Origin of the sequence: Streptomyces nidicola (genome assembly GCF_050106155.1) — a bacterium.
Classification (GTDB): Bacteria; Actinomycetota; Actinomycetes; order Streptomycetales; family Streptomycetaceae; genus Streptomyces.
This window is the reverse complement of the sequence record NZ_JBNBPI010000001.1, coordinates 3,934,083-3,946,338: the sequence shown is the minus strand read 5'-3', so window position 1 is coordinate 3,946,338 and position 12,256 is coordinate 3,934,083. Positions and strand designations below refer to the sequence as shown.

Sequence of the window (12,256 nt, the reverse complement as noted above, 5' to 3'; positions counted from 1 at the left end):
GGCCCGCGCGGACGTCGATCTGGACGTGGATCCGGATGTCACACGCGCGGGCCCTTCGGTGTCTTCATGTCGAACGGCCGGGAAGAGCCCGGCCGGAGACGCTTCGAAGGATGGACACCATGGCACTCCGTATCGCGAAGGCGGAACTCCCCGACGAGCTCAAGCAGGGCATGATCGACCAGCTCGGCGCGGTGATGGAGCCCGCCGAAGTGCTCTGGCACAACCCGAAGGTGGCCCAGGACGGCCTCGGGCTCGGCCGCCAGGTCGCCCAGTGGGACGCGGCCGACGAGAGCCTCAAGTCGTTCGCGCACATGGCGGTCGCGGCGCAGGTCGGCTGCAGCTGGTGCCTCGACATCGGATACTTCCAGGCGCAGAACGAGAACCTGGACCTGAAGAAGGCGAGCCAGGTCCCGCGCTGGCGCGAGTCCGAGGTCTTCACGCCGCTGGAGCGGGACGTGATGGAGTACGCGGAGGCCATGACGAACACCCCGCCGACCGTCACCGACGAGCTGTACGCGGGCCTGCTCGACCGGGTCGGCCCGGCGGCGATGGTCGAACTCACCACGTACATCGCCTTCGTGAACTTCTCGACGCGCGGCAACACGGCGCACGGCATAAGCTCGCAGGGCTTCTCGGAGGCCTGCGAAATCCCCCTGGAGGCCCGCGCGTAATGGCCGAGTCGTCGTCGGACCCCTTCGTCACCCACCGGGGCCTCCTCTTCACGGTCGCCTACGAGATGCTCGGCTCGGCGGCCGACGCGGAGGACGTGCTGCAGGAGTCCTGGCTGCGGTGGGCCGAGGCGGACCGGACCGAGGTGCGGGACCCGCGCGCGTACCTCGTCCGGATCGTCACCCGCCAGTCCCTCAACCGCCTACGGACGCTCGCCCGCCGCCGCGAGGACTATGTGGGCCAATGGCTCCCGGAACCCCTCCTGACCAGCCCCGACGTCGCGGACGACGTCGAACTCGCGGAGAGCGTGTCCATCGCCCTCCTCACGGTCCTGGAGACCCTCGGCCCGACGGAGCGGGCGGTCTTCGTCCTCCGCGAGGTCTTCGACGTCCCGTACGGGGAGATCGCCGAGGCCGTCGGCAAATCCCCGGCCACCGTGCGCCAGATCGCACGCCGGGCCCGCGACCACGTCGCGGCGCGCCGGCCACGCATAAAGGTGGCGCGCACGGAGCAACAGGCCGTGGTGGAACGCTTCTTGGAGGCCATGCGCACGGGAAACCTGCAAGGCCTGATGGAGGTCATGGCCCCGGACGTGGTGATGATCGCCGACGGCGGCGGCCGAGTGGCCGCGGCGCTCGCTCCGCTGATCGGCGTCGACGTGGTGGCCAAGCTGCTCGCGTCGGCCCAGGCCAAGGTGACGCAACTGACGGCGACCCCGGCGTGGTTCAACGCCGCCCCTTCGGCCCGCATCGAATTCGACGGATCCCCGGCGGCGGTGAGCGTCGTGGTGAAGAACGCCCGGATCACCCACATCTACGTGGTCCGCAACCCGGCGAAGCTGACGCGGATCGACGAGGAGGCGGATCTGTCCAGGTAGGCGATCTAAGCCCCGCCGGCGATTGAGGCGCGGGGTCCGGGGCAGAGCCCCGCGACCGGGAGCCGGTGCGGCGCGTCAGGACTCCCGCCCACTCCGCCGCACCATCTCCGCGATCCACACCGGCGCATACGGCGACGTACACCCCGGCGACGTCGGATAGTCCTTGAGCACACCGAGCCGCTCACCGATCGCGACCGCCCGCGCCCGGTACTCGGGATGCACGATCCCGATCTGCGCAAGACACGTGTTCATCGCCCACTGAAGCCGCTCCGGCGCCTCCCGTATCTCCGCTTCGACGACATCGAGCAACCCCGCCAGATCAAGCCCGTCCGGCTTCTTCACCACGCGGTCCGCGGTCAGCGCCCACCCGGCACCCGCGACCACGGGGTCCTCGTCGCCGAGCCAGGCCACCCGCAGCGCCTCGGCATGCGGACTCTTCTTCACCACGTAATTGACCAGCCAGTCCTGCACCTTCGGCGCACGCGCGTCCCGCATCATCGCGTCCAGCTCACCCTCCGCGAACGCCTTCGGCCGGCAGACGAGGAGCGCGAGAAGCCGCGCCGCCGTGTCACCGGTCGCCCACAGCTCGACGGCGAGCTCCTGCTGGGTCTTGAGGCGCTTGGCGATCGCCCGCAGCTTGCTCAGGTTCACGCCGTGGTCGTCACCGTGCCGCTCGTTGACGGCCCGCGCCCTCGGGTCCTCGAGCCCCGCCAACTCGTCGAGAAGCTCGCGCACTGTCTTCGCGGTCGTCGCCGACCCGGTCTCGGGCACCACGGTCTCCTGTCCGTCACGGGTGGGGTTCCACGGTACGGGGACAGGCCCCGGCCGGGCACTTCACGAGCGGCGTCTATGCGCGTAGAGTCGCCGCCGTGCCGTGGAGCGTGCCGGAGTCCGTCACGCTGTGCTGAACCGTTGGAGGATTTGCCATGGACGTCATCTCCGTCATCCGTACGAAGCGAGACCGCGGGCGGCTCTCGGACGCGCAGATCGACTGGGTCGTCGACGCATACACCCGGGGCGACGTCGCCGACGAGCAGATGTCGGCCCTCGCCATGGCGATCTTCCTGAACGGGATGGATCGCGCGGAGATCGCCCGCTGGACCGCCGCGATGATCAACTCCGGGGAGCGGATGGACTTCTCGGTGCTGCCGCGGCCCGCTGCCGACAAGCACTCCACGGGCGGCGTCGGCGACAAGATCACGCTGCCGCTCGCGCCCCTGGTCGCGGCCTGCGGAGCGGCCGTTCCGCAGCTGTCGGGGCGCGGCCTCGGCCACACCGGCGGCACGCTCGACAAGCTGGAGGCGATCCCCGGCTGGCGCGCGGACATCACGAACGACGAGATGATGCGCACCCTGGAGGACGTCGGCGCGGTCGTCTGCGCGCCGGGCAGCGGCCTCGCCCCCGCGGACAAGAAGCTCTACGCGCTGCGCGACGTCACGGCCACCGTCGAGTGCATCCCGCTCATCGCGTCTTCGATCATGTCGAAGAAGATCGCGGAGGGCACGGGCTCCCTGGTCCTGGACGTGAAGGTGGGCTCGGGCGCCTTTATGAAGGAGATCGGCCCGGCCCGCGAACTCGCCCGCACCATGGTCGGACTGGGCACGGACCACGGCCTCCCGACGGTCGCCCTCGTCACCGACATGAACACCCCGCTCGGCCTGACCGCGGGCAACGCGCTCGAAGTCCGGGAATCCGTCGAGGTGTTGGCGGGCGGCGGCCCCGACGACGTCGTCGAGCTGACCCTCGCCCTCGCCCGCGAGATGCTCGACGCGGCGGGCCTGAAGGACGTCGACCCGGCGAAGGCGCTCGCCGACGGCCGCGCGATGGACGCGTGGCGGCGGATGATCGCGGCGCAGGGCGGCGACCCGGACGCGGCGCTGCCGACGGCCCGCGAGACGCACGTGGTGACGGCGGGGGAGTCCGGCGTGCTCACCCGCCTCGACGCGATGGGCGTGGGCCTCGCCGCCTGGCGCCTCGGCGCGGGCCGCTCCCGCAAGGAGGACCCGGTGCAGGCGGCGGCAGGCGTGGAACTGCACGCCAAGCCCGGCGACGCGGTCTTCGCAGGCCAGATCCTCATGACCCTGCACACGGACACCCCCGAGCGCATCCCGTACGCGGTCGAAGCGCTGGAAGGTGCCTACGACATCGCCCCCGCCGGCACGGAGTTCACCGCACGCCCGATCGTCCTGGAACGAATCGGCTGACGACACCCCTTGGGGTGGCCGGACCCGGCACCGGGCCGGACCTGACGCGGTACCGGCCCCGGCACCGGGCCCGACCCGACGCAGGGCCGGCCTCGACGCCGTACCGGTCACCCCAGCAGCGCCGCCACGACCACCAGCGCCGGTACCGACACCATCGTCGACAACAGGATCGACTCCCGCGCCAAGCGCTCGCCCACCCGGTAGCGGCTCGAGTACGTGAAGATGTTCTGCGCCGCCGGAAGCGCCGACGTCACCACGACGTCGAGGAGCCGCGCCCCGTGCAGGCCGAACACGAAGGACGCCAGTGCCCACGCCACCACCGGCTGGCCCACCGCCTTCAGCGCCGTCGACAGCAGCACCGGCACCCGGTCCGCGCTCCGGCCGCCCGGCCAGGAACTCCCGCACAGCGATATGCCGAACGCGATCAGGATCCCCGGCACCGACATGTTCGCGATGAGTTCCAGCGGGTCGAAGATCGGGGAGGGAACCGTGATCCCCGTGGCCGACACCAGCACTCCCGACAGCGAACCGATCGCGACCGGGTTCCGGAACGGCGTGAGCAGCCGCTGGCCCCACGTCAGCCGCGCCGTGCCGGACGCGGCCTCCGACAGGTCGAGCACCGTCAGGGCGATCGGCGTCACGACGAGCTGCTGGAAGAGGAGGACCGGGGCGACGAGCGAGGCGTCACCGAGGACGTACACCGCGATCGGGATGCCCAGGTTCCCGGAGTTCACCAACGACGAGCACAGCGCGCCGATCGTGGTGCGGCCCGTGCCCCAGCCGCGCAGGATGCCCACCGTGATGAAGATCCCGGCCACCGCCGCCGTGGAGAGCGCCGTGACCAGCAGGCTCGGCGACAGGATCACGGCCAGGTCGGCCTTGGCCAGCATGGTGAACAGGAGCGCGGGCGACGCCACATGGAACGCCAGCTTGTTCAGGACCTCCCGGCCGTTCGCACCCAGATAGCCGCGACGCCCGATGACGTAGCCGACCGCGATGACGATCGCGATGACCGCGAAACCGTTGAGTACCCCCTGCACACGTCAAGACTCCGTCGGATACGGATCGCCGGTCAACGTTGATCCACTATCCGAATCAACGTGATCCAGCCCACGTGGCCGTATCCACACGGGACCGATGAATTCCGCACCGCCGCGCGGTCATTCGTACGTGGCCGCTTCCTCGCTCTCTCCCGAGTCCTCGCCCGTCGTGGTGCTCGCCGGGCCCATCCGCTCCGGTGACGCGCCCCGGCTGTGCGAGCGCCTCCACGCCGCCCGTGCCGGAGCACCGGGTGACGCGCCGACCGTCGTCTGCGACGTCTCCGGTGTGACCACCGCAGACCTCACGACCCTCGACGCGCTCGCCCGGATGCAGCTCGACGCCCGCCGCGCCGGGTCACGGATGCTGCTCCGCGACCCGCCCCCGGGCCTCGCCGTGCTCCTCGAACTCGCCGGGATGGCCGAGGTGTTGGGCGCGCCGGCCGGCGAGGGGTCAGGCGTCGAGATGGTCCGGGACGCCGAACAACGGGAACCAGCGCTGCGTGTCCAGGAAGCAGTGGTACCCCGCGATCCGCCCCGCTGAGAACTCGATGACCTGGATCGCCCAGGGCGTGAAGCCCCCGTTGTCCGGATCCGGCTTGTAGTGGGCGAACGCCGGCGTCCCGTTCGACACCACCGGCAGCAGGCGCGAGCCCGCGCAGGACGCGCCGATCGTGGTCATGAAGCCCGTGATGTCCTCGGGGCCGCGCAGCCACAGGTCGAACGGCGGCATCGTCATGATGGCGTCCTCGGCGAGCAGCTCCGTGAGCGCCTTCATGTCGTAGCCCTCGAACGCCGCGATGTAGCGCTCCAGGAGCTTCTGCTGCTCCTCGTCGAGCGGATCGGCCGTCGCGGAGTCCGCCGGCGGGGCCTCCGCCAGCGTCGCCCGCGCCCGCTGCAGCGCGCTGTTCACCGACGCCACCGATGTGTCGAGCAGGGTCGCGACCTCCTGCGCCTTCCACGCCAGGACCTCGCGCAGGATCAGCACCGCCCGCTGCTTGGGCGGCAGCTGCTGCAACGCGGCGACGAACGCGAGCCGCACCGACTCCCGCGCCACGGCCGCCTCCGCCGGATCGTGCACCGTCGGCAGCACGCGGGCGTCCGGAATGGGCTCCAGCCACACATTGTCGGGGCGGGGGTTGAGCGCGACCTGGGCGAGCGGCGCCGCCGCCGTCAGGTCCATCGGGCGGGCCCGCTTGTTCCCCGCGTTCAGCGAGTCCAGGCACACGTTCGTCGCGATGCGGTAGAGCCAGGAGCGCAGGCTCGAGCGGCCCTCGAACTTGTCGAAGCTGCGCCAGGCCCGCACCATCGTGTCCTGCACGGCGTCCTCGGCCTCGAATGCCGAGCCCAGCATCCGATAGCAGTACCCGGTCAGCTCGACCCGGTGTTTCTCCAGGTCTTCGAGCCCGGCCTGTGTCGCGGTGTCACTCATGTTCAACGCCCCCATCGCCGCTGTGAGTTCCAGCACGACGAAAGCTACCGCAGCCCACTGACAACGGCCCCCCGACCTGGAAAAAGCCCAGGTCAAGAGGCCGTCTTGGGAACGCCAGAGGCAGTTGTTCAGGTCGCCGCGCGTGTGCGGGCCGCCACGGCAGGTGTCAGTACGCCACGGCAGGTGGTGTCAGTGCGCCGCGATCGCGCCGCCGCCCGTCCGGTGCCGCGCGGACCGGGCCGCGTACGTGCCCCACACCGTGATCGCCACGACCCCGAGCACCGCGAGGAAGCCGAGGCCCACCGTCCCCGACCAGCCCGCCGCGTGGAAGGCGACGGCGCCGACGGCCGAGCCGACGCTGGACCCGACGTAGTACATGGTCTGGTAGAGCGCGGAGGCCTGCGCCCGCCCGTGCGTCGCGGTGTGGCTGACGGACGACGAGGCCGTCGCGTGGCCCGCGAAGAAGCCCGCCGTGATCAGCACGAGCCCGAGCAGCACCAGGACGATGTTCGGCACGAGGGCCAGCAGCAGCCCCGCCATCGTCGTGCCCGCCGCCAGGTACAGCGTGCCGCGCCGGCCGAGCCGCGTGACGAGCCGCCCCGCGGCTGCCGAGGAGGCGGTCCCCACCAGGTAGACGATGAAGATGGAGCCGACCACACCCTGCGGAAGGGAGAACGGAGCCGCCGACAGCCGGTAGCCGATCACCGTGTAGACCCCGCCGAACACCATCATGAACAGCGCGCCGATCAGGTACAGGCGGCGCAGCAGCGGGTTCGCGAGGTGGCTGCCGACCGTGGCGGCAAGGGCGCGCGGGCGCAGTGAGCCCGGCGTGAAGTGGCGCGGCGTCGGCAGCAGCATCCGGAACGCGACGGCGCACGCCACCGCGATCACACCGATCACCCCGACGGCCACCCGCCAGCCCCAGGCCTGCGCGAGCCAGCCGCCGATGATCCGGCCGCTCATGCCACCGATGGAGTTGCCGGCGACGAACAGTCCGATGGCCGCGACCAGCGCCTTCGGCCGCACCTCCTCCGCGAGATACGCCATCGCGGACGCGGGAAGCCCCGCGAGGGCGGCGCCCTGGAGCGCGCGCAACGTGATCAGCGCGCCGAGCGAGGGCGCGAACGGGACCAGGAGCCCCACCGCGACCGCCACCGTCAGCGAGGCGGTCATCACCGTGCGCCGCCCGAACCGCTCGGACAGCGCGCTCAGCGGCAGCACGCACACCGCGAGCGCGAAGGTCGACGCGGACACCGTCCAGGCCGCCGCGCTCGCGCTCGCGCCGTAGCCGTCGGAGATGAGGGGGAGCAGGGCCTGCGTCGAGTAGAGGAGCGCGAAGGTGGCGACTCCGGCGAGGAACAGCGCGAAGCTCATCCGGCGGTAGCCGGGGCCGCCGGGCGTCAGCCGGGTGTCGGCGGTGGGCTGGGTGTCGGCGACCGCGTCGGTGGAGACGGCCGCCGGGCTACTGGCAGGTGACATGTCCCGAACGTAGGCTCACCTGCGTTCATGCGTCCAATGCATGAAGAGGCCATAATCGTTCCCATGCAGCATGAGCAGAGGTCGGGGCAGCGCTTCTCGGCGATGAGTGACACGGAAGACATCGTGACCCTCCTCGCCCCGCGCCTCGCCCACTTCGCCGGCGCCGCCCGCACCGAGCACGTCACGCGCGCGGCGCAGGAGATGAACGTGCCGCAGTCCACGCTCTCCCGCGCCCTGGTCCGCCTCGAACGCGACCTGGGCGTCGACCTGTTCGCCCGCCACGGCCGCACGGTGTCGCTCACGCCCGCGGGACGCACCTTCCTCGGCTCGGTCGAGCGCGCGCTCGGCGAGATCGAGAAGGCGGTCGAGTCGGTGCGCGCCGACGCCGACCCCGAGTCCGGCAAGGTCGCCTTCGGCTTCCTGCACACCATGGGTACGGAGACGGTGCCCGGCCTGATCCGCGCCTTCCGCGCCGAACACCCCCGCATCCGCTTCAGCCTCGTACAGAACTATGGCGAGGCGATGCTGGAGCGGCTGCGCGCGGGCGAGCTCGACCTGTGCCTCACCTCGCCCGTCCCCGACGCGCCGGGCCTGGCCGCGCGCCGCCTCGACGAGCAGCGCCTGCGCCTCGTCGTCCCGGACCACCACCGGCTCGCGGCCCGCAAGCGCATCCGCCTGGAGGAGTGCGCCGAGGAAACCTTCGTCACCCTCGAACCGGGCTACGGCCTGCGCCGCATCTGCGACGACCTGTGCGCGGAGGCCGGGTTCACGCCGCGGATCGCGTTCGAGGGCGAGGAGGCGGAGACGCTGCGCGGCTTCGTCGCGGCGGGGCTCGGGGTCGCGCTCCTGCCGCCACCGACCGTGCCGCGCCCGGGAGTTGTGGAACTGGCGGTGACGGGGCAGCGGGCCGTGCGGGAGATCGGCGTCGCATGGCTGGACGGCCACCCGGACACACCCCCCGTAGCGGCCTTCAAACGGTTCCTGCTGTCCCGCAGGGGCAGGCTCCTGCCGGAGCACACCGGGCTGGAGTAGCGGGCCTACTGTGACGTGGGACGACGAGATTTCCGTTGTTCCACGTCACAGTAGGCCCGCCACACACCCTCAAAGCGTCCGCCCGAACCCCGCCGCCAACGGCATCCGCAACCCCAACGGCGGCGGCGCCGCGAACGCGTCCTGGAGCGGCCGCGAGAACGGCGTCCCGAACAGCGTCCCCAGCACGAAGTCGACTGCCAGGGAGGCGACTTCGAAGCGGTGTTGCGCCAGGTTGTGCCCGTCCGAGTGCACCTCGAAGCGGCACACGTCGCGGTTCGCCTTCTTCGCGCGGCCCGCGAGCCGGAAGGACAACTCCGGGTCCGTACGCCGGTCGTCGGTGCCGTGCACGATGAGGACCCGGCGGCCCGCGAGCTGCTTGACGGGTTCGAGCGGCGCCGCCACATCGTCCTCCGGCAGCCAAGGGGCAAGCGCAAGAACGGAGTTGACGGCCTCGTGGCCGCCCGCGTGCAGCGCCGCGCGGCCGCCCATGTCGAGCCCTGCGAGGCAGATCGGTACGTCCCCGTAGCGGCGCACGACCTCGTCGGCGGCCCAGTGGGCGTCGCGCGCGAGTTCGGCCTGTGTCTCGTTCCAGCCTCGGCGCCGGTACTGCACGACATGAGCGACCAGGCCCGCGTCCCGCCCCGCGCGCGTGAGGCGGCGGGCGAGCGGGCGCAGCGCGGCCCGGTCCATCGCGGAGGGTCTGCGGGTCGACGTCTCCTCGCCCGCGGGAAGCAGCAGCACCACACCGCCCACCGCTCCCGGCACCGGCCCGGCCGCCCTGGCAAGCCGCGCCTCGCGGCCCTGCGTCGCTCGCTGCTGCATGACAGCACAGTGTCAGAAGCCCGCTGCCCGACGCCGCTCGACGGGTCACTGTTGCGTATCGACGGATCATGGCGGCGTTCCTGGTGACCGATCGCAACGAACGGACAACGAACAGCAGCGATCTACGCGCGTAGGAGTTAGAGTGCGGAGATGACGAGCCCGATCACCGCGAACCCCAACAGCCCCCGGGTGCCGACCGCCGAGCAGATCCGTCGCGCGCCCAAGGTGCTCCTGCACGACCACCTCGACGGCGGCCTGAGGCCCGGCACGATCGTCGACCTGGCGCGCGAGCAGGGGTACGAGAATCTGCCGGAGGCCGACCCCGACAAGCTCGGCGTCTGGTTCCGTGAAGCGGCCGACTCCGGTTCCCTGGAGCGGTACTTGGAGACGTTCAGCCACACCTGCGCCGTCATGCAGACGCGCGAGGCGCTGTTCCGGGTCGCCGCCGAGTGCGCCGAGGACCTCGCCGAGGACGGCGTCGTCTACGCCGAGATCCGCTACGCCCCCGAGCAGCACCTGGAACAGGGGCTCACCCTCGAAGAGGTCGTCGAGGCGGTCAACGAGGGCTTCAGGGAGGGCGAGCGCCGCGCGAAGGAGAACGGTCACCGTATCCGCGTCGGCGCCCTGCTCACCGCGATGCGGCACGCGGCCCGCGCCCTGGAGATCGCCGAACTGGCCAACCGCTACCGCGACTTGGGTGTCGTCGGCTTCGACATCGCGGGCGCGGAGGCCGGCTTCCCGCCCACCCGCCACCTCGACGCCTTCGAGTACCTCAAGCGGGAGAACAACCACTTCACGATCCACGCGGGCGAGGCCTTCGGCCTTCCGTCCATCTGGCAGGCACTCCAGTGGTGCGGCGCGGACCGGCTCGGGCACGGTGTGCGCATCATCGACGACATCAAGGTGGAGTCGGACGGCAGCGTACAGCTGGGACGCCTCGCCTCGTACGTGCGCGACAAGCGGATCCCGCTGGAGCTGTGCCCCTCGTCGAACCTCCAGACGGGTGCGGCGAGTTCCTACGGTGAGCACCCCATCGGCCTGCTGCGAAAGCTGCACTTCAGGGCGACGGTCAACACGGACAACCGGCTCATGTCCGGTACGTCGATGAGCCGCGAGTTCGAGCACCTGGTCGATGCCTTCGGTTACACGCTCGACGACATGCAGTGGTTTTCTGTCAATGCGATGAAGTCAGCATTCATTCCTTTCGATGAACGACTGGCGATGATCAATGACGTCATCAAGCCCGGATATGCCGAGCTGAAATCCGAATGGCTGTTCCGTCAGACCGCTTCCACCAGCGGTTCTGTCGTCGATTAGGGCCTTCCGAGGGGACGTTGAAGCGGCCGGGAACAAATGTTCCCGGCCGCTTTTCCCGGCGGTTCGCTGTTTGCGGGCGCAGCGAAGGAATGTTTACGGTCGTGGACCGCTCATTCCCCCGTCATCGTCAAGAGGACGCATTTCACAATGAAGCACTCTGCTGCCAAGACCCTCGGTGTCGCCGCTCTCGGTGCCGCTTTCGCCGCCGCCGGTGCCGGTGCCGCGAACGCTGCTCCGGCCGTCCCGGACGCGGCCGACACCGTCGGATCCGTGACCTCCGCCCTCCCGCTCCAGGACGTGGCGTCGTCGGTGCCCGCCGGTGCCGAGACCCTGGCCGCCGGTCAGGGCGCGGTGGCCAACGGCCTGAGCACGGCCGCCCCCGTCGTGGACCAGGCCGCGAAGGGCGCCCTGCCGGTCGACGGCGACCCGGTCTCCGGGCTGCTCGGCGGCCTGCCGGTCGGCGGCCTCAGCTGACCCGACCCACCGCACACGCCGAAGGGGCGCACCCGCGATCACGCGGGCGCGCCCCTTCGGCGTGGGTGCGAACGGACGTCACCAGGCCTGGCGGACCTTGTTCTCACTCGGGAACATGATCCACATTGCGATGTAGAGCAGGAACTGCGGGCCCGGCAGCAGGCACGAGACCAGGAAGATCACGCGCATCGTGGTCGCGGAGGTGCCGAAGCGCCGTGCCAGCGCTGCGCACACTCCGCCGATCATCCGTCCGTTGGTGGGGCGGGCAAGGGCGGTCATGGTGGGCTCCTTCGCGAACCGTATGTCTTCGGTGTGTGGTGCTTACGTCTTCGAAGGTACGGCGCACAACCGGGCAAAGCGTCAGCTCACGGGGCGATGCCGACCCTGGAAATCGTCGGGGTCGGACCCTGAGCCGGCTCCTGCGGGGGGAGGGGCTCGAGCTCGATCCTGCGGCGGAGCCGGGAGCGCAGGGCGGGCACCACGAGGAGATGGGCGAGCGCGACGCCCACCGTGTTCAGGAGCAGCGAGTCGATGTCCACGACCTGGCCCGGCACCCCGGTCTGCAGCAGTTCGATGCCGAGCGAGATCAGTGCGGCCAACGCGACCGTGCGCACGAGCGAACCCCACGGCGATACGTAGAGCCGGCCGCCCGCGATGGGCAGGAGAACGCCGAGCGGGGCGAGCAGCGCCAGGCCCTCACCGAGACGCAGTGCCGCTTCCTGCCAGCCGAGCGCGAGGTCGGAGCGGATACCGGCCAACGGGTGCAGGTTCGCCGCGCTGACCCAGGGCACGTCCAGGGGGCGCAGCGTGAACCAGGCAACGAATAGGAGATGCGCGGCGAGTAGGGCGATCCCTGCCGCACGGAAACGGACGGCGGCCCTGTGGCCGCCCGAGCGATGGCGCTGCACGCACC

General features: G+C 71.0%; 14 protein-coding genes. 7 read left to right on the top strand and 7 right to left on the bottom strand.

Annotated elements, in window-relative coordinates; all coding sequences use genetic code 11:
• The first annotated feature begins 119 nt into the window (after positions 1-119).
• Together ACOKM3_RS17845 and ACOKM3_RS17840 are read left to right on the top strand one after the other, a co-directional pair.
• The gene (locus tag ACOKM3_RS17845; protein ID WP_426901651.1) at positions 120-671 is read left to right on the top strand and encodes a carboxymuconolactone decarboxylase family protein; all 552 of its coding nucleotides are present in this window, start codon (positions 120-122) and stop codon (positions 669-671) included.
• The gene (locus tag ACOKM3_RS17840; protein WP_426901649.1) at positions 671-1,546 is read left to right on the top strand and encodes an RNA polymerase sigma-70 factor; all 876 of its coding nucleotides are present in this window, start codon (positions 671-673) and stop codon (positions 1,544-1,546) included. The genes ACOKM3_RS17845 and ACOKM3_RS17840 overlap by 1 nt, the downstream gene beginning before the upstream one ends.
• Positions 1,547-1,621: 75 nt before the next feature.
• On the opposite strand, the gene ACOKM3_RS17835 is transcribed toward ACOKM3_RS17840, so the two are convergent.
• Positions 1,622-2,317 carry a DNA alkylation repair protein gene (locus ACOKM3_RS17835; protein WP_426901648.1) on the bottom strand — a complete coding sequence of 232 codons (696 nt, stop codon included), beginning with the start codon at positions 2,315-2,317 and terminating at the stop codon, positions 1,622-1,624.
• 155 nt (positions 2,318-2,472) lie between these two features.
• Between ACOKM3_RS17835 and ACOKM3_RS17830 the strand changes: the two genes are divergently transcribed.
• Entirely contained in the window at positions 2,473-3,750 is a 1,278-nt protein-coding gene (locus ACOKM3_RS17830) for a thymidine phosphorylase (RefSeq protein ID WP_426901646.1), read from the top strand.
• 107 nt (positions 3,751-3,857) lie between these two features.
• Here ACOKM3_RS17830 and ACOKM3_RS17825 read toward each other — a convergent pair whose 3' ends face one another.
• Positions 3,858-4,790: an AEC family transporter gene (locus tag ACOKM3_RS17825; RefSeq protein ID WP_426901644.1), complete on the bottom strand. Its 933-nt coding sequence runs from the start codon at positions 4,788-4,790 to the stop codon at positions 3,858-3,860.
• Between the two features lie 97 nt (positions 4,791-4,887).
• On the opposite strand from ACOKM3_RS17825, the gene ACOKM3_RS17820 reads away from it, so the two are divergent.
• Entirely contained in the window at positions 4,888-5,331 is a 444-nt protein-coding gene (locus ACOKM3_RS17820) for an STAS domain-containing protein (protein WP_426901642.1), read from the top strand.
• On the opposite strand, the gene ACOKM3_RS17815 is transcribed toward ACOKM3_RS17820, so the two are convergent.
• Entirely contained in the window at positions 5,242-6,219 is a 978-nt protein-coding gene (locus tag ACOKM3_RS17815) for a sigma-70 family RNA polymerase sigma factor (RefSeq protein WP_426901640.1), read from the bottom strand. The two genes, ACOKM3_RS17820 and ACOKM3_RS17815, sit on opposite strands and share 90 nt — an antisense overlap.
• Positions 6,220-6,408: 189 nt before the next feature.
• Positions 6,409-7,698 (bottom strand): MFS transporter, encoded by a 1,290-nt coding sequence (locus ACOKM3_RS17810; protein ID WP_426901638.1) that lies wholly within the window; start codon positions 7,696-7,698, stop codon positions 6,409-6,411.
• A 63-nt stretch (positions 7,699-7,761) separates the two neighbouring features.
• Between ACOKM3_RS17810 and ACOKM3_RS17805 the strand changes: the two genes are divergently transcribed.
• Positions 7,762-8,730 (top strand): LysR family transcriptional regulator, encoded by a 969-nt coding sequence (locus ACOKM3_RS17805; RefSeq protein WP_426901637.1) that lies wholly within the window; start codon positions 7,762-7,764, stop codon positions 8,728-8,730.
• A gap of 69 nt (positions 8,731-8,799) precedes the next feature.
• Here the strand turns inward: ACOKM3_RS17805 and ACOKM3_RS17800 are convergent, their stop codons facing one another.
• Positions 8,800-9,552 carry an alpha/beta hydrolase gene (locus tag ACOKM3_RS17800; protein ID WP_426901635.1) on the bottom strand — a complete coding sequence of 251 codons (753 nt, stop codon included), beginning with the start codon at positions 9,550-9,552 and terminating at the stop codon, positions 8,800-8,802.
• 150 nt (positions 9,553-9,702) lie between these two features.
• Here ACOKM3_RS17800 and ACOKM3_RS17795 point away from each other — a divergent pair, with 150 nt between their 5' ends.
• A complete protein-coding gene (locus ACOKM3_RS17795; protein ID WP_426901633.1) occupies positions 9,703-10,869 on the top strand; it encodes an adenosine deaminase in 1,167 nt (388 codons plus the stop codon).
• Between the two features lie 147 nt (positions 10,870-11,016).
• The gene (locus ACOKM3_RS17790; RefSeq protein ID WP_426901631.1) at positions 11,017-11,343 is read left to right on the top strand and encodes an ATP-binding protein; all 327 of its coding nucleotides are present in this window, start codon (positions 11,017-11,019) and stop codon (positions 11,341-11,343) included.
• Between the two features lie 78 nt (positions 11,344-11,421).
• On the opposite strand, the gene ACOKM3_RS17785 is transcribed toward ACOKM3_RS17790, so the two are convergent.
• On the bottom strand, positions 11,422-11,622 hold the full coding sequence (locus ACOKM3_RS17785) for a PspC domain-containing protein (RefSeq protein WP_426901629.1): 201 nt from the start codon (positions 11,620-11,622) through the stop codon (positions 11,422-11,424).
• Between the two features lie 86 nt (positions 11,623-11,708).
• Positions 11,709-12,251 carry a VanZ family protein gene (locus ACOKM3_RS17780; RefSeq protein WP_426901627.1) on the bottom strand — a complete coding sequence of 181 codons (543 nt, stop codon included), beginning with the start codon at positions 12,249-12,251 and terminating at the stop codon, positions 11,709-11,711.
• Positions 12,252-12,256: the final 5 nt, after the last annotated feature.